We start from the raw sequence: 20830 nt of genomic DNA, 5'->3' as shown, positions 1-20830 counted from the left end.
CCTCAAACCCTGTTGAACCCCTACCTCAGTGCCCCAGGTTTCAGTGCTTTCCTTGTCCGCCCCGACTCTGTCCGTGCCCGTTCTTGCGACCGCCTCGCCGCCTTCTGCGCGCGCCCCGCGAACGTGGTCGCGCAATCGTATATGGATGGGCCTGTGTGTTGTGCTGCTGGCTGCGCTGTTGTCGGCCTGCGGCACCACCAAAGTCCAGCCGGGCTACTACCGCGTGCAATCGGGCGACACGCTGACGCAGATCGCGCGCAAGCAGGGCACCTCGGTCAGCAATCTGGTGCGCTGGAACAGCCTGTCCAATTCCAACAACATCGAAGTCGGACAAGTGCTGCGCGTCGAGCCTCCGGCCGGGCAGGCGCGCACGTCCACGCCCAGCAAGTCGGCATCGAAGCCGGCGTCCACGTCGCGGTCTTCCCCATCGGGCGGCAAACGCCGCACGGCGCCACCGGGGGCAATTTCGCTGGTGTGGCCGGCGCAGGGCAAGGTCACGCGCGGCTATGACGGCGGCGGCTCGAACGGCATCGTGATTTCAAATTCCTCGGGTACGCCGGTGGTGGCGGCGGCGGGTGGCACCGTTGCGTATTCGGGCAGCGGCTTGCGGGGCTACGGGCATCTGGTGATCGTCAAGCACAACGCCAGCTTCCTGAGTATCTACGCGCACAACAGCAAGCTGCTGGTCAAGGAAGGGCAAAGCGTGAAGCAGGGGCAGAAGATTGCCGAAATGGGCAATAGCGACAGCAAGCAGGTCGGGCTGTACTTTGAACTGCGCTACGACGGCCAGGCGGTGGACCCGGCGGGGAATCTGCCTCCGCGATAGTGGATCAGGGCGACGGCGAAGGGCGCGAACCGCCCGTATTTCGGGCGGCCTTGCGTCTGATCGCCGCAACTCTGCCAGCCGTGCACCTGCTAGCCGTCCGCCGCTAGCCGCGCGCCGCTGGCCGCGCATCGCTAGCCGCGCGCCGCTGGCCGCGCATCGCTAGCCGCGCGCCGCTAGCCGCGCGCCGCCTTCTACGCGCCGGCGTCCTGTGTCAGCGTGGAAATGAACGTGGCGGTGCGCGGGTCTTCGGGGCGCGAGAAGATCGTGCGGGATTCGCCTGCTTCAACCACCACGCCATCCAGCAGAAACACCACCTCGCGCGATACGCTGGCCGCCAGGCGCAGGTCGTGCGTGGCCATCAACATCGTCATGCCCTCGGCAGCCAGCTGCCGCAACACGTCCACGACTTCGGCCGCCAGGCCCGGGTCCAGCGCGGATGTGGGCTCGTCGCACAGCAACACGCGCGGCGCGGGCGCCAGGGCGCGTGCAATCGCCACGCGCTGCTGTTGCCCACCCGATAAATTGGCCGGCCACGCGTCGGCCTTTTCGGCCATGCCCACTTTTTTCAGCAATTCTTCGGCGCGGGCGCGGGCCTTGTCCAGCGGCCACTTCTGTACTGTCAGCAGACCTTCCATCACATTGCCGATCACCGTCTGGTGCGGAAACAGCTGAAAGTTCTGGAACACCATGCCGGTCTGCTTGCGCACGCGTTGCACCTGGTCGCGCGCCAGCTTCACGCCCGGCTCGAACTGCACCGTTTCCGGCCCCAGGGTGAGCGTGCCCCGGTCCGGCACTTCCAGCAGATTCACGCAGCGCAGCAGCGTGCTCTTGCCGCTGCCGGACGGGCCGATCAGCGCGGTCACGCTGCCTTCGGCGATGGACACGTCCACCGCTTTGAGCACCGGATTGCCGCCAAATGCTTTTTCGATCTTTTGCAGCCGTATCATCGCGTCTTCTCGGAAAACACCGCATGCTGGCCGAAGCGCCGCTCCAGCCGAACCTGCGCGGCAGACAACACGGAACTGAACACCAGGTAGATCAGCGCGGCTTCGGTGTACAGGATCAACGGTTCATAGGTGACCGCCGCGATGCGCTGCGCTGCCTGAAAAATCTCGGGCACGGTCAGCACCGCCGCCAGCGACGTGTCCTTGACCAGCGCAATGAACGAGTTCGACAGCGGCGGCACCGCCACGCGCGCGGCCTGTGGCAGGATCGTGCGGCGCAGCGCCTGGCCGCGCGTCATGCTTAGCGAATACGCGGCTTCCCATTGGCCCTTGGTGATGGATTCAATGGCGCCGCGTATCACTTCGGAGTTGTACGCGCCCACGTTCAGCGTGAAGCCGATCAGCGCGGCGGGCAAGGGGTCCAGCACGATGCCCACGCTGGGCAGGCCGTAGAAGATGACGAACAACTGCACCAACAGCGGCGTGCCCCGGATCAGCCAGACATAAAAGCGCACCAGCGCCACCAGCGGCGCGGGCCCGAACAGGCGGATCAACGCCACCACGAAGGCCAGCGCCAGGCCCAGCGCGAACGACATCAAGGTCAGCGGAACGGTGAACACCAGCCCGGCATGCAGCAACGGCCAGAACGAATCGGCCATCAGCTGCACCCAGGCGGGCACGGTCCAGGATCCGATCTGCGCCAGCAGCCAATCCGGCATCACCGCCTGTAGCCAGGTAGGTAGCGTCATGAGCGTGCGCGCGGCTTACTGCGCCGACAGGTCCGTGCCGAAGTATTTGACCGAAATGGTCTTGTAGGTGCCGTCGGCCTTGATGTCCGCCAGCGCCTTGTTGATGGCGGCTTGCAGCTCGGGGTTGCCCTTGCGGATCAGCACGCCTGAATTGCTGAATTCGGCGGTCTTGTCGGTGGCCGCGATCTTGACCTTGGCGTTCGGCTTTTGCTTCTTGAAGTCCAGGAACGACAGGTTGTCGTTAACGGTGGCTTCCACGCGGCCCGAGGTCAACAGGTCGATGGCTTCGTTAAAGCCTTGCACCGCCACCACTTGCGCGCCATGGCTTTGCGCCAGTTTGCCGAAATTGCTGGTCAGCGTGTTGGCGGACTTCTTGCCCTTCAGGTCGTCGAACGACTTGATGGTGGTGTTGTCGTCGCGCACGATCAGCACGGCGGCCGACGAGATGTACGGATCGGAAAAGTCGTATTTTGCTTTGCGCGCATCGGTGATGCCCACCTGGTTGATCACCGCGTCATAGCGCTTGGCGTCCAGGCCCGCGATCAGGCCGTCCCATTTGCCTTCCACAAACTGCGCCTTCACGCCCAGGCGTTCGGCGATGGCGCGCCCAATGTCCACGTCAAAACCGGTAAGCTGCCCCGATGCATCGTGGAAGGTGAACGGGGCGTAGGTGCCTTCGGTGCCAATCTTGAAGGTGCCCGCGGACTTGATCTGGTCCAGGCCGGATTGGGCGTGGGCGGGGGCCAAGGCGGCGGCCTGGATAAGGCCGGCGATGAACAGTGAGCGGAAGAGTTTCATGGCAATGCTCCGGAAGATCGGTGTCATTGGGGAGGGCACCGCAAGTTGTATGCCCTCCGTCGTAGCCGCACTCTAGCAACGCGTCTATTTTTCCACAAAGCATAAGGAATAGTAAAAATATAGCCACGAGTCATTAACAGGTGTCCGATCGCCCGTCAGCGGTCGGCATTTTTCCAGCTATCGGTATCTGAACGGAGATCGGCGTGCAACAGCGATGGAACAGGCGGGCATTCATGGCGGCGGCCGCGGGCGCGGCGGCATTTGCCGGGGGCGTGCAGGCGCAGGGCGCGAAGACTTCGGCGCGGATGCCCGGGTCGGGCAGCATCACCGACGTCACGGGCCTGCGCGTGGGTCACTACACCGACACGCGCCGCCCCACCGGCTGCACGGTCATCATTGCCGAGGCGGGCGCCACGGGCGGAGTCGATGTGCGGGGCGCCGCGCCGGGTACTCGCGAAACCGACCTGCTCAATCCCGTCAACATGGTGGAAAAAGTACATGCCATCGTGCTGTCCGGCGGCAGCGCCTTCGGCCTGGATGCGGCCTCCGGCGTGATGCGCTATCTGGAAGAAAAGAAGATCGGCTTCGACGTGGGCGTGGCCCATGTGCCGATTGTGCCGTCGGCCATTCTGTTTGACCTGGGCGTGGGCGACGCCTCGATACGGCCGGATGCGGCGGCGGGCTACCAGGCGTGCAAATCGGCGTCCACCGAGGCGACCGAAGAAGGCAATGTCGGCGCGGGCGCGGGCGCCACCGTCGGCAAGTTGTACGGGCCGCAGCGCGCCATGAAGGGCGGGCTGGGCAGCGCGTCGCTGACAGTAGCGGGCGTGACCGTGGGCGCCATCGTGGCGGTCAATGCGGTGGGCGACGTGCTGGACCCGGCCACCGGCCGCATCCTGGCGGGTGCGCGCACGGCCGACGGCAAACAGCTGCTGGATACGCGGGCGGCCATCCTGGCCGGCGAATTGCCGCGATCCATGCGCCCCGGCACGGCCACCACCATCGGCGTGGTGGCCACCGACGCCACGCTGACCAAGGCGCAGGCGCAGAAAATCGCGGGCATGGCGCACGACGGCCTGGCCCGCAGCATCAACCCGATCCACACCATGCTGGATGGCGACACGATCTTCGCACTGGGCACCGGCACGTCCGGCAAGCACGGCAACGTGATGCTGCTGGGCGTCATGGCTGCCGAGGCCATGGCCATCGCCGTGCAGCGCGCCATCCTGGCGGCGCGTGCCGTTGAAGGGTTTCCCGCCGCCGTGGACTTCGTCGCTTGATGGTTGCCCGCATGGCGCGGGCCGGCGTGGCCGGCCCGGCCGCTGTCCGCTGTTCGCTGTCCGTGGCCTGCTGCTTGCTGTCCCCTGCCCGACCCCGGTGACGTCAATCTGTCACATCGCGGGCCGATCATGGCGGGGCGCCGATGCGGCTTCGGCGTTGCGAGAGGACACCCATGTACAAAGGCGAACGATTCAATGGCGCCACGCATCTGGCGGGCCTGGCGCTGGCGGTGGCGGCATCCGGCGCGCTGATTTCGCGCGCCACCGAATTGAAGGTGGACGCGCGGCAGGTCATCAGCAGCGCGGTATTCGCGGCGTCGATGATCGCGGTCTATGCGTCGTCGGTGCTGTATCACTGCACGCGCGGCCGCTACAAGGCGCGCTGGGCCAAGGCCGATCATTGCGCCATCTATCTGTTGATTGCCGGCACTTACACGCCGCTGGCGTTCGGGCCGGTGCAGCATGCCTGGGGCGCGGCCATGGGCGTGGCGATCTGGCTGCTGGCCGCCGTGGGCATCAGCCGCGAGCTATGGTGGGCGCGCGCGGCGGCGCCGGCCTTGCCGCTATACCTGGCCATGGGCTGGCTGGGCGTGATGTTTGCCGCGCCCATCGCGGGCGCCTTGTCGTCAGCGGGCCTCGCCTGGCTGCTCGCGGGGGCGGCTGCTTACACCGTCGGTACGCTGTTCTACGTCAATGACAAGCGCTGGCGCCATGCCCACGGCATCTGGCACTTGTTCGTCATGGGCGGCTCGGCCTGCCATTTCGTTACGGTATTCGGCTTTCTGAAGTTTGGTGCGGCCTAGCGCCACGCCGCCAGCGGCAGCATGCCGCCCCGGTCTTTGACCTTGCGCATGACGATATGCGAACACAGGTCGCGCACCCCCGCGATCTTGCTCAGCTTGTCTTCCACAAACTGCGAAAACGCCGCCAGATTGCGCGTGCGCACCAACAAGATGTAGTTGGACGCGCCTGTCACGATGCTGGCTTCCGTGATCTCGTCATGCGCCGCGATGCCGGCCAGAAAGGCCTCGTGCCACCCGGGGCGCGACTGGTCCAGCGACACATGGACAATGGCTTCAAGCTCGAACCCCAGCTTGTCGGCATCCAGCACCGCGCGGTAGTTGCGGATGAAACCGCCTTCTTCTAGCGCGCGCACGCGGCGCAGGCAGGCCGACGGCGACAGCGCCACCTGCTCGGCCAGGTCCTGGTTGCTGAGCTGGCCGTTCTCTTGCAAACGGTACAGGATGCGCTGGTCAATCGCGTCTAGGTGCATGGTGCAATCCAATTCTAAAAACGGGCTATGCGTGCAATTTAATGCGGAATTCTAGGGTAAGCCACGCCCGGGTTTGCAATTTTTCGGCACCACCGCGCTGCTATCCTGTTCCCAGCATATTGCCCGAAGGAGCATCGCATGACGACTCGCGAAGACTGCGTCGCCGCAGACCGGAAAGACCCCCTGGCCCCCCTGAAAGACCGCTTCGAGCTGCCGCCCGGTGTGCTCTATATGGACGGCAACTCGCTGGGCGTCATGCCCAAGGGCGCTGCCGCCCGCGCCGCCGGCGTCATCACCCAGGAATGGGGCAAAGACCTGATCCGCAGCTGGAACACCGCCGGCTGGTTTGAACTGCCCGTGCGCCTGGGCGACAAGCTGGGCAGCCTGCTGGGCGCGCGCGAAGGCGAACTGGTCGTTACCGACACCACCTCGCTGAACATCTTCAAGGCGCTGGCCGCCGCGCTGCGCATCCAGCAGCAAAAGCAGCCGTCGCGCCGCGTCATCCTGTCCGAGCGCGACAATTTCCCCACCGACCTGTACATGATCCAGGGCATGATCGACCTGCTTGAGCAGGGCTATGAAATGCGCCTGATCGACGCCGACCTGCCGCTGGACAAGGCGCTGGACGACTCGGTTGCCGTGATGCTGCTGTCGCACGTGAACTACCGCAGCGGCCAGATGCACGACATGGCCAGCGTGACCGCGCTGGCGCACCAGCGCGGCGCGCTGACCATCTGGGACCTGGCCCATGCCGCGGGCGCGGTGCCGGTGGACCTGAACGGCGCCAATGCCGACTTTGCCGTTGGCTGCACCTATAAGTACCTGAACGGCGGCCCGGGTTCTCCGGCCTTCATCTGGGTGGCGCCGCGCCACACCCAGGACTTCTGGCAGCCGCTGTCCGGCTGGTGGGGCCACACGCGCCCGTTCGACATGGCCGTGGCCTACGAACCGGCCGGCGGCATCCGCCGCTACCTGTGCGGCACGCAGCCCATCGTGTCGCTGTCCCTGGTGGAATGCGGCCTGGACGTGGCCAAGGCGGCCGACATGGCGCAGGTGCGCGAAAAGTCGCTGGCATTGGGCGACCTGTTCATCAAGCTGGTCGAAGAACGCTGCGCCGCCCATCCGCTCAAGCTCGTCACCCCGCGCGATCACGCGCTGCGCGGCAGCCACGTCAGCTTCCTGCATCCCAATGGCTACGAAGTCATGCAGGCGCTGATCGCGCGCGGCCTGATCGGCGATTACCGCGAACCCGAGGTCCTGCGTTTCGGCCTGACGCCGCTGTACTTCGGCTATGCCGACGTGTGGGACGCGGTGGACATCCTGAAAGACGTGCTCGACACCCGCGCCTGGGACAAGCCGGAATACCAGCAACGTTCGACCGTGACCTGAACGCCATAGAGCGTGCCCGACCTTGCGGGGCCGGCCCAACGCCGGCCCCGCCGATAAAGCAAGGCGGCAACGGACAAGACAACAAGGCAGGAGACAATGAAAAAACCACAAGGATTCGGCCAGATCGCCGAACGCGAACAAGGCCTCAAGCGGCGCTTGACCTCGGGCCAGATGAGCATGATCGCCATCGGTGGGGCCGTGGGCACGGGCCTGTTTCTGGGCAGTAAATTCGCCATTGGTTTCGCCGGGCCCAGCGTCATCATCAGCTACGCCATCGGCGGGCTGATCACGTTGCTGCTGATGGGTTGCCTGGCCGAAATGACGGTGGCGCATTCCACCTCGGGGTCGTTCGGCGCCTACGCCGAGCACTACATCGGCCCGTTGGCCGGCTTCCTGGTGCGCTACGCGTACTGGTCCTGCGTCGTGCTGGCGGTGGGCACCGAGGTCACGGCGGTGGCCGAATACATGCACTTCTGGTTTCCCGATGTGCCCGGGTGGCTGTGGGTGTGCGTGTTTTCCGGGGCGCTGATCCTGGTCAACGCCATGAGCGTCAAGGCGTTCGGCACCATTGAATATTGGTTTTCCACCATCAAGATCACGGCCATCGTGGCCTTCATCATCCTGGGCGCGTACGTGGTGTGGGGCAACCCGCAGTACGGCGTGGCGCAATACACGGCGCACGGCGGCTTCTTTCCCAACGGGCTGTGGGGCATGTGGGTCGCGGTGGTGATTTCGATCTTCAGCTACCTGAGCGTCGAAATGATCGCCGTGGCGGCCGGCGAGGCCGAAGACCCCGAGCGCGCCGTGAAGAAGGCGTTTCGCGCCACTATCGTGCGGCTGGTGGTGTTCTACCTGCTGACGCTGGCGCTGATCCTGGCCATCGTGCCCTGGAACGAAGCCGGCAAGGCAGGCAGCCCGTTTGTGAAGGTGATGCTGGCGCTGGACATCCCCGGCGCCGCGGGCGTCATCAACTTCATCGTGCTGGTGGCGGCGTTATCGGCCATGAACAGCCAGCTGTACATCACCACGCGCATGATGTTCAGCCTGTCGCGCGCCGGTCACGCGCCGTCGTTGTTCGGCCGGCTTACGCGTAGCGGCACGCCGCTGAACGCGCTGCTGCTGTCCACCAGCGGCATCGCCATTGCCGTGGTGCTCAAGGTCATGGTGCCCGACACGGCCTTTACCTTGATGATGGCCATTTCGATGTTCGGCGCGCTGTTCACCTGGATGATGATCTTCATCACGCACTACTTCTTTCGCCGCCGCTGGGCAAGGGAAGGGGGTGGCGCGCTGTCGTTCCGCATGCCCGGCTTTCCAGTGCTGACGTTGTTGGGCGCGGTGGCGATGCTGGCCATCCTGGTCACCACCTACTACACCAACGTCTTCAAGATGACGCTGGTGTTCGGCGTGCCGTTCCTGGTGATCCTGGCGGTGTTGTACGGGGTGCTGTTCAAGAAGCGCGCCGAATCGGTCGCGCTTCAAGCTGGCGAGCAGCGCGGCTGAACCCGGGCCGGCCCGGCAGCCGGCCTTGCGGGTTCAGCCGCCGGTGGGGGCCTCGGCCACCTGCGCGGCTTCCGCCGGGGCCGCCGTTTGCGCCAAGGGTGAAAACACGCGCAGGCGGTGGCCGTCGGGGTCCAGCGCCACGAAGGTGCGGCCAAAATCCATGTCGGTGGGCGCTTGCAGAATGGGCAGGCCGCGCAGGCTCCATTCACGATGGCGCTGGTTAAGCGCGTCGGCGTCGGCCACGCAAAAAGCCAGTTCAGACGCGCCGCCGCGTCCGGCGGCGGCGGGCTCGACGGTGTAGCGCGACCACAGGCCCAGCTTCAAGCCGGAGTCCAGCACGAACAGGGCAAAGGTGGGCGAATTTTCGACGGGCTGGCGTTGCAGCAGCGCGCTGTAGAACGCGGCGCTGGCCTGGGGTTTTTCGACGTAGAAAAGGACGTAGTTGCTGTCGGTCATGAGGCGCTCCTTGGGGTTGATGCGCTCATGGTAGGCAGGGGTACTGTCAGATTTTGGCAGTAGTGTGCATCAGCAGTCTTGTGACCCGTGCGCAATTGCGCGCCACTCTTTCAACAGGACGTGGCGACGACGCGGATAGCGTTCGCCCGGGGTCAGCGTGGCGATGCGGTCGGTGCGGAAATGGCGGAAGTCCTGGCGCAGTTCGCACCAGGCCATGACGATGCGCACGCTATCGAAAAACCCCAGCGCGAATGGCCAGATCACCCGCGCGGAATCCAGGCCCTTGTCGTCGCGATAGGTGATGTGCAGCCGGTGTTCGGCGCGTATCGCCTGACGGATCAGCGCCACGTCGACCCGGTCGACCACCGTAGCGGCGCTGGGGCCGACCAAGAGCGGAATGGCATCGAGTTCGTCACGCAGTTCCTGCGGCAGCACGGCGCCGATCTTGGCCAGCGCGTTGCGCGCCGCCAAGACCAGCCGTTCGTCGGATCGGCCCGCCACCCAGCGCGTGCCCAGCACCAGTGCTTCGATTTCTTCGGTGCTGAACATCAGCGGCGGCAGCATGAAGCCGGGCCGCAGCACATAGCCCACGCCGGGCTCGCCTTCAATTTCCGCGCCCTGGCATTGCAGCGTGGCAATGTCGCGATACAGCGTGCGCAGGCTGATGCCCATTTCGCTGGCCAGGCGTTGGCCGCTGACCGGCAGGCGGTGGCGGCGCAGGGTCTGAAGCAGGTCCAGAAGGCGTTCGGTGCGGGACATGAAAAGGGCGCGTGGCGGTAACGGCGTAATGCTGCCATGAAATGGCAGCGGCGGGCGCATGTTGCCCGCGCCGCCCGCACCGGTCGGCGCCGGTCCGCGCCCGCCCGCGCGGGATCAGCCGGCGATCAGTTGCCGATCTTCTTGCCGGTGGCTACGTCGATGACCGAACCGTCTTCCAGGCTGACGCGATAGATCTCGCGCACCACGTTGCCGGCGAAGCCGATTTCCACGATCGACACGTCCTTGAACGTGGTGGCGATGCCGTCGGGCAGCACGGCGTTGAACTTGTCCGATTCCTGCTTCATGGCGTCTTGCAGACGGGTGTCGTAGCGCGCCATGCTGTAGACCAGCGTGGTGTGCGGGTTGTGAGCGCGCACTTCCTTGCCGTCCTGCATGCTGTTGACGCCGCTGACGCCCAGCGTCTTGACCAGCTCGCGGCCGGCCTCGCTCATCTTGGCGTAGACGGGGCCGGTCACGCGCGGCAGCGGGCCGTCGCGCAGCGGGGCCAGGGCGGCGGTGGCCACGGTGTTGTAGCGCATCATGTCTTCAAAACCCTGGCCGCTTTTGACCACGCCCAGGTCCAGCCACCACGGATGCCCGGCGCCTTTGGCGGCTTCGGTCGGGTAGAACGTTTTCAACGTCACGGCCAGCGGCGCGGGCGGCTTGGGCAAGGCTTTGAGCATGCGGGCCGGGGTGGCCGGGTCGGCACTATGGATGTGCACAACCGTCACGTGCGGCAGGTTGGGCGTGTCGGCCTCGGTCTTCAGGCCCAGCGCCAGCAGATCTTGCTTGAGCACGCCATTGACCTTGGCGTCCAGCACGGCGTTGACCGCTTGCGGCAGGCGGTAGACCACGCCGTAGGTGGCCTTGTGGTCGCGAAATTCCGGCTTGTCCAGCGCGCTGTTGTCGATGGTGTCGGCGGCATGCGCGGAAAAGGCGGCGGCCAGCGAGGTGGCGAACAGGCCGGCGGCGGCCAGGTGCAATGCACGTTTGATCATGGGGTTTCCCTATCGTTGTTGACGTGACCCGCGAGAGTCTTCCGGCAGTGTGGCCCTCGGTGATGTACGGGGTATTGCACCAAGCGAAAGAATCCCGATAGCGGGCGCGGTCGTTTCGATAGGTTCGAGTTGCCCGCTTATCAAGCCAGGAAAGCGGTGCCCACCACAACGATGCCCAGCACCAGGTTCACGCCCACCCAGCGGCGGATGGCGGCCATGGCCTGGCCGCCGCGCGGCCAGTCGGACGCGGCCACGGCGCCGGCCAGCCGCTTGTACAGCACAAAGCGGATGTGGCCGAAGATGGCCATCATCACCAGGCCACCGGTTGCCATCAGCGTCCAGTTCAGCGGCATGAAGAACTTGCCGCCGGTCTGGGCGGCCTGGCTGGCCGCCTGCCCGATCATCGACATCCCGGTCAGCAAGATCAACACGATGGCCACCAGCACGGTATTCAGGAACGGTCCCAGCACCGAGGCCATCAGCGGCAGGCGCGCGTTGGGTTCCCACTTCGCGGCCGCCGGCCGCAGAAAACAGTGTGCGAACAACATGCCGCCTACCCACAGGATCACGGCCATCACGTGGATGAATGTCAAGACGCTATAGAACATGGAGTCAGCCCGAGTCGTTATGCGGCCGCGGGGCGCGGCAGATGTGTGCCGATGATATCTCCCCGCCCGCGTTTCACCCTACTTGACGGAAACGCAGTCTTTGCAATTAGAATGAGATTGATTTGTATTTGTAATTTAGCTTTCTGGGAGCCCCTCGTGCCTAACCCCGTGCTCGCCTCTGGCGACACCGTCCAATGCTTGTACCGCAGCCACCATGGGTGGCTGCAAAATTGGCTGCGCGCGAAGCTGGGCAACGCCTTCGACGCGGCCGACCTGGCGCAGGACACGTTTGTCCGCGTGCTGCGCCACCGCCACGAACTGGACGCGCTGCGTGAACCGCGTGCGTATCTGACGACCATCGCCAAGCGCCTGATGCTGAATCACCATCGGCGCCGTTGCATCGAAGCCGCCTACCTGGAAGCGCTGGCGTTGATGCCCGAACGGCTGGCGCCGCCGGCCGAACAGCGCCTGATCATCCTGGAAACCCTGCAAGACATCGACGAAATGCTGGCCGGCCTGCCGCTGCGCGCGCGGCAGGCTTTTCTGATGGCGCAGCTGGAAGAACTTAGCCATGCCGACATCGCGCAGCGCCTGAATGTGTCGCTGCGATCGGTGCACCGCTATATCGCCCGGGGGTTCGAGCAATGCATCATGGCGGTCAGTTGAACAGCGCGGGCGGCGAGCTGCCCGCCGTCGAACGCCAGGTGGCGCGCGAGGCCGCGCGCTGGCTGCTGCGCCTGGGCTCGGGCCGCGCCACCGACGCCGACGTGCGCGCCTGCGATCAATGGCGCGCCAGCAAGGCGGAACACGAACACGCCTGGCAGCGCGCACAGCGCGTCAACGAACGTTTTGGCCTGATCCCGTCCGCGTTGGGCATGGCCACCCTGAATCGACCCGAGCTCAAGCCGCGCCGCGCGGCACTGAAAACGCTGGTGGCGTTGATCGTGGCTGGCCCGGTGGGTTGGGCCGCATGGCGCGCCGACCCGCTGGACTGGACGGCCGACTACCGCAGCGGCGCGGGGCAGCGGCGCGACATCACGCTGGCCGATGGGTCCACGCTGCAACTGAATACGGCCAGCGCGGTGGACGTGGCTTTCGATGCCTCCACCCGCTTGGTGAGATTGCGAGCGGGTGAAATGGCCGTGCACGCGGTGGCCGATGCGCAGCCCGGCGCGCGCCCGTTCGTCGTGCGCACGGCGCTGGGCGATATCGAAGCGCAGCCGTCGCGCTTTTGCGTCCGCCAGGATGGCGTGCAATGCCAGATCAGCGTGCAGGAAGGCCGGGTACGTGTGGGCCGGGCCGGCCGCATGGTCGATATCGCAGCGGGCCAGCAGGGCACCCTGACCCCGACCGGCGCGCTTGGCCCCGCGCCCGCCGATCCGCATGCCGGCGACTGGACCCGCGGCGTGCTGCATGCCGGCCAGATGCGCCTGGACGCCTTCGCGCGCGAGCTGGGCCGCTATCGGCAGGGCGTGTTGCGCTGCGACCCGGACGTGGCCCATTTGCGCATCTCCGGCGCGTTCCAACTGGCCGATACCGACGCCGTGCTGGCCGCCTTGCCCGCTACCTTGCCGGTGCAAGTGCGCTACCGCACGCCCTATTGGGTGACCATCGGGCCGCGCGATTCGGCGGCATGATCGCCGCCGTTACAAATTACCCGCGGATGCGCTGTCCGGTTCGCCGATCACGCGGGTCATGGTCTGTATAGGCAAACGAATGCCGATACCCGTTGGATCGAAAGGACGACCATGGCTTATCTTCCCGCCGGCCGCGCAAGCGGCTCCCGAACCTTAGCGGCCGCGCCGCCGCGCCAGATGCGACAGACGCGCCTGCGCCACGCCGTGCGCGCCGCGCTGGCGCTGGCCGCCGCTGCCGCCGCGCTGCCGCCCCAGGCCGCCGCGCAGGGTCTTGCCGCGTCGGCCAGCGCGCCCACGGCCGCCGCCGCACGCGATGCACGCGCCTATCGCATCGCCGCCGGCACGCTGGCCGACGCGCTGCCGCGCTTTGCCGACAGCGCGGGTGTGACGGTGCTGTTCGATGCCGCGCTGGTGGGACAACGCCGCACGCCCGGGCTGACGGGGACCTACACCGTGGCGGACGGCTTTGCGCGCCTGCTGGACGGCAGCGGCCTGGCCGTACAGGAACGCAGCCGCAACGTGTTCGTGCTGCAAGCGGCCATGCCCGGCATCACACAGCTGGCGCCCGTCAAGGTAGAAGGCGAGGGCGCGGTCGCCACGCCCGCCTGGGAAACCAGCACCGACCGCAAGCGCATGGACGAGCTGCAAATCAAAAACTGGAGCGACCTGGGCAAACGCGCCGAACCGGGCGTGAGCTTTAACCGGTCCAACAACAGCATCAACATTCGCGGCCTGGATCAAGACCGCGTGCTGACCCGCGTGGACGGCATCCGGCTGCCCTGGCTGGACGACGGTGCGCGCGGCGTGAAGGGCGGGCTGGAAGCGGTGGACTTCAACAGCCTGTCGCGCCTGGACATCGTGCGCGGCGCGGACGCCAGCGCGGGCGGCTCCGGCGCCATCTCGGGCATTGCCGACCTGCGCACGCTGGACCCCTCCGACCTGTTGACGGACGGCAAGACCTTTGGCGCACTGGCCAAGACCGACTACGACTCCGCCGATTCCAGCTGGGGCGCCAACGCCGCGCTGGCCGGCCAGATCCACAGCAACACGTTCTGGCTGGTGCAGGCCGGCGTGCGCAACGGCCATGCCTTGGACAACCGGGGCGACGTGGGCGGCTACGGCCCCAAGCGCAGCGAACCGAGCCCTGAAGACTACGACCAGCGCAGCTTCCTTTTGAAGCTGCAACAACGCGTCGAAGGCGGCCACCGCTTCGGCCTGACCGGCGAAACCTTCAAGCGCAAGGCCGACATCGACAACATGTTCGAACAGGGGGCGGGCACCAGCTATCTGTACGGCGAGAACAGCACAAAGAAAGAGACCGAGCGCGAGCGCGTGTCGTTCGACTATTCGTACCAGGCGCCCGGCGCCGGTGGCCTGATCGATTCGGCCACCGCCGTCGTCTACTGGCAGCGCGTGCGGCTGGACAATTCGCTGGACGGCATGCGCAGCGTGGATTCCCGCGCGCGCATCATCCCGGGCGACCCGTTCCGTTACGGCTTTCCCAGCGGCCCATACGGGCGCAGCAATTCCATCCAGCAGACGCTCTTTGGCGTGAACGGCGAATTGACCAAGCGGCTGGCCGGCACGTCCGTGTCGCAGCTATGGACCCTGGGCGGCGAGTGGTACGGCAACAAGACCGAGCAGAATTCCAGCGGCTACGACAATTGCCCGGCCATACGCCCCGGGCTGCCCGCGCCGTTCGGCCCGCGTTCGTGCGACATGCTGCACACCAACCAGGCCGACGTGCCGCAGTCCAAGGGCAACCAATGGGCGCTGTGGGTGCAGGACGAATTCAGCTTTGCCGACGGCCGCTACACCGTCATGCCGGCCCTGCGCTACGACCACTACGAACAAAAGCCGCAATCCACCGACAGCTACGCCAGCAACCCGAACGCGGCCGCGCTGCCGCCGTCCAACAGCGGCAGCCGCTTCTCGCCCAAGCTGCTGGGCACATGGAAGGCCGGGGACGACCTGAGCCTGTACGCGCAGTACGCCTACGGCTTCAAGGCGCCCAGCGCCAGCCAGCTCTATACCAACTACGGCGGCCCCGGCACCTACTTGCGCGTGGGCAATCCGTACCTGAAACCCGAAACCAGCAAGGGCTGGGAACTGGGCGCCAAGATCGGTTCCGACGACCTGGGCGGTGCGGTATCGTTCTTTGATAATCGTTATCAGAACTTCATCGATACCAATCAGCCGCTGGACGCCAGCTCGCCGCAATGGCAAACCGGTTGGGCAGGGCAGTATCCGCTGGGCGTGACCGGCAACGTCAACCGGGGCAAGGTGCGCATCTATGGCGCCGAAGCCAGCGCGCACTGGAAGTTTTCGCCGGGCTGGCGCACCTGGGGCTCGCTGGCCTGGGCCGTGGGCAAGGACGAAGGCACGGGCCAGTACCTGAACTCCGTCGCGCCGTTAAAGGCCATTCTGGGTGTGGGCTACGGAGGCGACGTATGGGGCGTGGACGCCATGCTGACTACCGCGCTCAAGCGCGACAAGGTCGAATACCCCGAGGCATCGGCCACCACCCCCAACGCCGACTTCCAGGCGCCGGGCTATGGTGTGGTGGACTTGATGGGTTACTGGCGGCCCACCGCCGTGAAGGGATTGCAGGTGCAGGCTGGCGTGTTCAACCTGTTCGACAAGAAGTACTGGGAAGCCATCAACGTGCCGACCGCCGGGTCGCTGGCCTTGCCGCGCACGGTGGACTGGTACACCGAACCCGGACGCAGCGTGCGCGTGTCCCTGACGTACCAGTATTGATATTGATCACGCGTCGCCACCGGGCATCCGCCGGGCGGCGGCGCTAAACGGAACCCTTGGGCTGGAGGCCTACGATGACGAATCAAGATTTCACGACCCGCGCCAACGAACTGCGCGCCCGCAACGAAGCCCTGTCCGCCACGCAACCGAAGCTGCGCGCGCGCAATCTGGCACAGGCGCTGAATGTGTCCGAGGCCGAATGGATTGCCGCCGGCTGTGGCGGCGTTCAATCCGCCGCGCTGCATGGTTCGCCGCAAGAGATCTTTCGCGAACTGGGCACGCTGGGCGAAGTGATGGCATTGACGCGCAACGACTGGTGCGTGCACGAACGCCACGGCGAATATCGGGACATTCAGGCCGACGGCCCGGTGGGTCTGGTGTTGGGGCCCGACATCGACTTGCGCGTGTTCTTTACCGCCTGGAAATCGGCCTGGGCCGTTCAGCAGGATGGCCGCCACAGCCTGCAATTCTTCGACGGCGCTGGCGTGGCGGTGCACAAGGTGTATCGCACCGACGCCACCAACGTCGCCGCCTATGACGCGCTGGTCGCCAAGTTCGCGGGCCAGGCGCAATGGCCCGACACGCAAGCCTATGCGCCCGCCACCGACGCCGCTCAGGTCGACGACCCGGCCGCCTTCCGGCAAGCCTGGCTGGCCATGCAGGACACGCACGAATTCTTCCCCTTGCTGCGCAAGTACAAGGTGACGCGGCTGGCGGCGTTGGCGGCGGTGGGTGAAGACCTGGCGCAGCCCGTGCCGGCCGAATCCGTGGAACGCATGTTGCAGTCGGCGGCGGAGTCGGCGCTGCCCATCATGTGCTTTGTGGGCAACCGCGGCATGATCCAGATCCATACCGGCCCGGTGCGGGAATTGCGCCGCACGGGCCCTTGGTACAACGTGCTGGACCCGAAGTTCAACCTGCACCTGGACACCACCGCCATCGCCTCGGCATGGGTGGTGAACAAGCCGACCTCCGATGGGTGGGTCACGTCGCTGGAGGTCTATGCCGACACGGGCGACCTGATCGTGCAGTTCTTCGGTGAACGCAAGCCCGGCAAGCCGGAGCTGGCCGGCTGGCGCGAGTTGCTGGTTGGCCTGTGCGATGCGCCGCTGGCAGTCTGAGGACGTGCGATGAAAAAATGGTCGGCAATCGCCATGCCAAAGGCAATGGCAAGGGCATTGGCAAAAGCAAAGGCATTGGCAAAAGCAAAGGCATTGGCAAAGGCGGTGGCGGTGGCGATGGCATTGGGCTGCGGCGCAGCGGCCGGCGTGCACGCCGCTGAACCCAGCCGCGTGATAAGCCTGGGCGGCAGCGTCACCGAAATCGTCTATGGCCTGGGCGAGGGCGACCGGCTGGTGGGGGACGACCTGTCCAGCCTGTACCCCGAAGCCGCCACGCGCCTGCCGCGCGTGGGCTATTACCGCGCCGTGCCGGTGGAAGGCGTGCTGTCGCTCAAACCCGACCTGGTGCTGGCCTCGGAACAGGCCGGGCCGCCCGACGCGCTCAAGCGTCTGGCGGGCGTGGGGGTGCGCGTCGTTACGGTGCCGGATGCGCCCTCGGTGGATTCACTGAAGGCGCGCATCCGCGCCGTGGCCGACGCGCTGGGCGTGGCGCCGGCCGGCGAACGCATGGTGGACAAGGTCACGCAGGAACTCGCGCGTGCCCAGGCCATTGCCCCCACGCGGGCGCGCGCGCTGTTGCTGATGAACCGCACGGGCACGCCGCAGGGCGCGGGCCGCGACACCGCTGCCAATGAAGTCATGCAGCTGGCCGGCCTGACCAATGTGCTGCATGACCAGCAGGGCTACAAGCCCCTGTCGGCCGAGGCCATCGGCGCGTTGGCGCCTGACCTCATCGTGGTGACGCAAGCGTCGCTGGAGGCCACCGGCGGCATGGACAAGTTCCTGGCGCAGCCGGGCGTTGCCGGCTCGCCGGCGGCCGCCAAGCGTCGCGTGGTGGTCATGGACGACCTGCTGATCCTGGGCATGGGGCCACGCCTGCCGCTGGCGCTGACCCAGCTTAAACAAGAGGTGGCCGATGTCATGGCGCGTTAGCGCGCCGACGGCCTTGGCGCTGCTGGCCCTGGCCTTGCTGCTGGCCGTGCTGGGCGCGACGGCGCACGGGGCCGTGACGATCCCGCTACGCGAATTGCCCGCGCTGCTGTGGGGCACGCCCACGCCCGAGAATGCCCTGTGGCGCAATGTGCTGATCGACATCCGCTTGCCGCGCGTGCTGTTCGCGGTGGTGACGGGGGCGGGGCTGGCGATAGCGGGTGCGGCCATGCAGGCCTTGTTTCGCAACCCCTTGGCGGAACCGGGCCTGATCGGTATTTCGGCGGGCGGCGCGCTAGGCGCCGTTGCCGCCATCGTGCTGACCTCGGGCGGGTTCTGGGTCACCGCGCCGTCCGCCTTCGTGGGCAGCCTGCTGGCGACGATGTGCGCGTATGCCGTTGGCCGGCGCGTGCCCGGCGTGGCGGGCCTGCTGCTGGCCGGCGTGGCCATCACGGCGATGTCGTTCAGTGTGATCGGCCTGTTCACCTTTGTGGCCACCGACGCGCAGCTGCGCGACTTGACCTTCTGGAACATGGGCAGCCTGGGCGGCGCCAACTGGCACGTGCTGGCCTTCCTGGCGCCGTGGGTGCTGCTGATGAGCGCGTGGTTGATTTGCCAGTGGCGCGTGATGAACGCCTTGCTGCTGGGCGAGCGCGAGGCCCAGCATCTGGGCTACGCGCTCAAGCGGGTGCGCGCGCAACTGGTGCTGGCCAGCGCGCTGATCGTCGGTCCGCTGGTGGCGGCTACCGGCACCATCGTCTTCGTCGGGCTGGTGGTGCCGCATCTGGTGCGCATGACGCTGGGCGCCAATCACCGCTGGCTGCTGCCGGCCACCGTGCTGGCCGGTGGCCTGGCCCTGGTGCTGGCCGACTGGATGGCGCGCACCGTCGTCGTGCCGGCCGAACTGCCGATCGGCCTGGTCACGGGCCTGGTCGGCGGCCCGTTCTTCCTGTGGCTGCTGGCGCGCGGCCGGAGGCTGGCATGACATCGCGCACGCAGGTTCTGGTCGGACAGGCGCAGGCCACGCCGACGCCACTCGCCCAGGCGCCGCTCGCACAGGCGCAGGCTGCACAGACGCCGCTCGCACAGACGCAGGCGGAACCGATGCAGACCACACAGGCGCAGGCTGCAAAGGCGCGGGCTGCAAAGGCGCAGGCTGCACAGACGCAGGCTGCACAGACGAAGGCTGCACAGACGCAACCCGTCCCCCGCACGGCCGGGCACGCCGCGGGCGGACAAGCCCTGGCCGCCCACACGCTGAGCTTGTCTCGCGGCGGTGCGCGCATCCTGACCGACGTGTCACTGGAGGTGCGCCCCGGCGAGGTCGTGGGCTTGCTGGGTGCCAACGGCGCGGGCAAATCCACCTTGCTGGGTGCGCTGGCGGCCGAGCTATCGGCCGATGTCGGCCAGATAACGCTGGACGGCGCGCCGCTTGCCGGCATGGCGCTGCGCCAGCAGTCGCGACGCCGCGCGGTGCTGCCGCAAAAGCCCGGCCTGACCTTCGACCTGGGCGTGCGTGAGGTGGTGGCAATGGGCGCCTACCCGTTCGCTGAACTGGCGCCTGCACAGGTCGATGCGCTGGTGGCCCACGCGCTGGGCCTTGCCGATGTGGCGCATCTGGCCGGCCGCCGCTATCCGGAACTGTCGGGCGGTGAACAGCAGCGCGTGCAATTCGCGCGTGTGCTGGTGCAGTGCCACGCCGCCCGCGCACCCGGCGAATCGCGTTACCTGTTGCTGGACGAACCCACCGCCAGCCTGGACCCGAAGCACCAGGGCGACCTGCTGCGCCGCGCCTGGGAACTGGCGCATGAGGGCAATACAGGCGTCCTGGTGATTCTGCACGACATGAATCTGGCCGCGCGCTGGTGCGACCGCCTGTTGCTGCTTAACGCCGGCCGTGCCATCGCGCAAGGCACCCCCGCCCAGGTGTTGACGGCGGCCAACCTGCACCTGGCCTACGGCATCGACGCCCAGGTGATCGCCCACCCGTTGCAGCCTGACCGACTGCTGGTCCTGACGAGGTAGCGGGCAGGGCGGCGCGCGCCGTTCGGTGCGGTGGCGCGCGGCGGCGCGGGGCCGGTAAAATGGCGGCCGAGGTACACCGCGTCATACACTGCGGGCGTAGACAGCAGTGATAAGCGGCCGTCGTACGCGGCAGTGGTAAGCGGCAGTGGTAAGCGGCCGTCGCACGCGGCAGTCGCACGCGGCAGTCGTGCGCGGCAGTCATACCCAGCGTTAACCAAAGCGCCGCCTGACGCAGGCGGCTCTGACGTTCATCCCTATTTTTCATCATCCAACAGGACCCGTGTCATGCCTACTTTTGACGTCGTCTCCGAAGTCGACAAACACGAACTCACCAACGCCATCGATCAGGCCAACCGCGAACTGTCCACCCGCTTCGACTTCAAGGGTAGCGACGCCAAGTTCGAACTGGAAGGCTTTGTCGTCACCCAGGTGGCCTCCAGCGCGTTCCAGCTCAAGCAAATGCTCGACATCTTGCGCGGCCGCCTGTCGGCGCGTGGCATCGACGTGCGCTGCCTGGACGTGGCCGACCCGCTGGAAAACCTGGGCGGCGCCCGCCAGAAGGTCACCATCAAGCAGGGTATCGAACAGCCCGTGGCCAAGAAGCTGATCGCCGCCATCAAGAACGCCAAGCTCAAGGTGGAATCGCAGATCAACGGGGACAAGCTGCGTATCACCGGTAAAAAGCGCGACGACCTGCAATCGGCCATCGCACTGTTGAAAAAGACCGACGTCGACCTGCCCTTGCAGTTCGAAAACTTCCGCGACTAAGCGCCC

At 66.6% G+C, this 20830-nt stretch carries 21 protein-coding genes; 13 read left to right on the top strand and 8 right to left on the bottom strand.

Features of this window, described 5'->3' with window-relative positions; all coding sequences use genetic code 11:
- Nucleotides 1-145: 145 nt before the first annotated feature.
- Nucleotides 146-826, top strand: a complete 681-nt coding sequence (locus tag DVB37_RS22225; protein WP_046805167.1) for a peptidoglycan DD-metalloendopeptidase family protein — start codon at nucleotides 146-148, stop codon at nucleotides 824-826.
- A gap of 191 nt (nucleotides 827-1017) precedes the next feature.
- Here the strand turns inward: DVB37_RS22225 and DVB37_RS22220 are convergent, their stop codons facing one another.
- The 3 genes from DVB37_RS22220 to DVB37_RS22210 form a co-directional block, all read right to left on the bottom strand.
- Nucleotides 1018-1773 (bottom strand): amino acid ABC transporter ATP-binding protein, encoded by a 756-nt coding sequence (locus DVB37_RS22220; protein ID WP_046805168.1) that lies wholly within the window; start codon nucleotides 1771-1773, stop codon nucleotides 1018-1020.
- Nucleotides 1770-2450, bottom strand: coding sequence for an ABC transporter permease subunit (locus DVB37_RS22215; RefSeq protein WP_039884473.1), 681 nt, complete (start codon nucleotides 2448-2450; stop codon nucleotides 1770-1772). The genes DVB37_RS22220 and DVB37_RS22215 overlap by 4 nt, the downstream gene beginning before the upstream one ends.
- An 84-nt stretch (nucleotides 2451-2534) precedes the next feature.
- Complete coding sequence (locus DVB37_RS22210; protein ID WP_046805169.1) at nucleotides 2535-3317, bottom strand: amino acid ABC transporter substrate-binding protein; 783 nt, start codon at nucleotides 3315-3317, stop codon at nucleotides 2535-2537.
- A gap of 233 nt (nucleotides 3318-3550) precedes the next feature.
- Between DVB37_RS22210 and DVB37_RS22205 the strand changes: the two genes are divergently transcribed.
- Both DVB37_RS22205 and DVB37_RS22200 read left to right on the top strand, forming a co-directional pair.
- Nucleotides 3551-4597 (top strand): P1 family peptidase, encoded by a 1047-nt coding sequence (locus tag DVB37_RS22205; protein WP_120156791.1) that lies wholly within the window; start codon nucleotides 3551-3553, stop codon nucleotides 4595-4597.
- 173 nt (nucleotides 4598-4770) lie between these two features.
- The gene (locus DVB37_RS22200) at nucleotides 4771-5400 is read left to right on the top strand and encodes a hemolysin III family protein (protein ID WP_120156790.1); all 630 of its coding nucleotides are present in this window, start codon (nucleotides 4771-4773) and stop codon (nucleotides 5398-5400) included.
- On the opposite strand, the gene DVB37_RS22195 is transcribed toward DVB37_RS22200, so the two are convergent.
- Nucleotides 5397-5870, bottom strand: coding sequence for an Lrp/AsnC family transcriptional regulator (locus DVB37_RS22195; RefSeq protein ID WP_120156789.1), 474 nt, complete (start codon nucleotides 5868-5870; stop codon nucleotides 5397-5399). The genes DVB37_RS22200 and DVB37_RS22195 overlap by 4 nt on opposite strands.
- A gap of 138 nt (nucleotides 5871-6008) precedes the next feature.
- Between DVB37_RS22195 and kynU the strand changes: the two genes are divergently transcribed.
- Together kynU and DVB37_RS22185 are read left to right on the top strand one after the other, a co-directional pair.
- Entirely contained in the window at nucleotides 6009-7259 is a 1251-nt protein-coding gene (gene kynU / locus DVB37_RS22190; protein ID WP_104145605.1) for a kynureninase, read from the top strand.
- A 96-nt stretch (nucleotides 7260-7355) separates the two neighbouring features.
- On the top strand, nucleotides 7356-8762 hold the full coding sequence (locus DVB37_RS22185; protein ID WP_046805174.1) for an amino acid permease: 1407 nt from the start codon (nucleotides 7356-7358) through the stop codon (nucleotides 8760-8762).
- Between the two features lie 33 nt (nucleotides 8763-8795).
- Here the strand turns inward: DVB37_RS22185 and DVB37_RS22180 are convergent, their stop codons facing one another.
- From DVB37_RS22180 to DVB37_RS22165, 4 genes are all read right to left on the bottom strand, one after another.
- Complete coding sequence (locus tag DVB37_RS22180) at nucleotides 8796-9218, bottom strand: VOC family protein (RefSeq protein ID WP_104145603.1); 423 nt, start codon at nucleotides 9216-9218, stop codon at nucleotides 8796-8798.
- Nucleotides 9219-9287: 69 nt separating this feature from the next.
- On the bottom strand, nucleotides 9288-9977 hold the full coding sequence (locus DVB37_RS22175; protein ID WP_046805246.1) for a YafY family protein: 690 nt from the start codon (nucleotides 9975-9977) through the stop codon (nucleotides 9288-9290).
- Between the two features lie 125 nt (nucleotides 9978-10102).
- Entirely contained in the window at nucleotides 10103-10975 is an 873-nt protein-coding gene (locus DVB37_RS22170) for a hypothetical protein (protein WP_120156788.1), read from the bottom strand.
- Nucleotides 10976-11115: 140 nt separating this feature from the next.
- Complete coding sequence (locus DVB37_RS22165; RefSeq protein ID WP_046805177.1) at nucleotides 11116-11583, bottom strand: CopD family protein; 468 nt, start codon at nucleotides 11581-11583, stop codon at nucleotides 11116-11118.
- Between the two features lie 156 nt (nucleotides 11584-11739).
- On the opposite strand from DVB37_RS22165, the gene DVB37_RS22160 reads away from it, so the two are divergent.
- From DVB37_RS22160 to DVB37_RS22125, 8 genes are all read left to right on the top strand, one after another.
- Nucleotides 11740-12249 carry a sigma-70 family RNA polymerase sigma factor gene (locus DVB37_RS22160; RefSeq protein ID WP_046805178.1) on the top strand — a complete coding sequence of 170 codons (510 nt, stop codon included), beginning with the start codon at nucleotides 11740-11742 and terminating at the stop codon, nucleotides 12247-12249.
- Nucleotides 12228-13220, top strand: coding sequence for a FecR domain-containing protein (locus tag DVB37_RS22155; RefSeq protein ID WP_120156787.1), 993 nt, complete (start codon nucleotides 12228-12230; stop codon nucleotides 13218-13220). Before DVB37_RS22160 ends, DVB37_RS22155 begins: the two co-directional genes overlap by 22 nt.
- A gap of 111 nt (nucleotides 13221-13331) precedes the next feature.
- A complete protein-coding gene (locus DVB37_RS22150; RefSeq protein WP_120156786.1) occupies nucleotides 13332-15980 on the top strand; it encodes a TonB-dependent hemoglobin/transferrin/lactoferrin family receptor in 2649 nt (882 codons plus the stop codon).
- A 74-nt stretch (nucleotides 15981-16054) separates the two neighbouring features.
- Complete coding sequence (locus DVB37_RS22145; RefSeq protein WP_120156785.1) at nucleotides 16055-17101, top strand: hemin-degrading factor; 1047 nt, start codon at nucleotides 16055-16057, stop codon at nucleotides 17099-17101.
- Between the two features lie 117 nt (nucleotides 17102-17218).
- Complete coding sequence (locus tag DVB37_RS22140; RefSeq protein ID WP_120156784.1) at nucleotides 17219-18034, top strand: hemin ABC transporter substrate-binding protein; 816 nt, start codon at nucleotides 17219-17221, stop codon at nucleotides 18032-18034.
- Nucleotides 18018-19016, top strand: coding sequence for an iron ABC transporter permease (locus tag DVB37_RS22135; protein ID WP_162941268.1), 999 nt, complete (start codon nucleotides 18018-18020; stop codon nucleotides 19014-19016). Before DVB37_RS22140 ends, DVB37_RS22135 begins: the two co-directional genes overlap by 17 nt.
- A gap of 257 nt (nucleotides 19017-19273) precedes the next feature.
- On the top strand, nucleotides 19274-20056 hold the full coding sequence (locus DVB37_RS22130) for a heme ABC transporter ATP-binding protein (protein ID WP_240434172.1): 783 nt from the start codon (nucleotides 19274-19276) through the stop codon (nucleotides 20054-20056).
- Nucleotides 20057-20341: 285 nt separating this feature from the next.
- Nucleotides 20342-20824, top strand: coding sequence for a YajQ family cyclic di-GMP-binding protein (locus tag DVB37_RS22125; RefSeq protein WP_046805184.1), 483 nt, complete (start codon nucleotides 20342-20344; stop codon nucleotides 20822-20824).
- Nucleotides 20825-20830 lie beyond the last annotated feature (6 nt).

The organism is Achromobacter sp. B7, from assembly GCF_003600685.1.
Lineage (GTDB): Bacteria > Pseudomonadota > Gammaproteobacteria > Burkholderiales > Burkholderiaceae_B > Achromobacter > Achromobacter spanius_B.
Note: the sequence above shows the minus strand (reverse complement) of the source record. Positions and strands in the feature narration are given on the sequence as shown.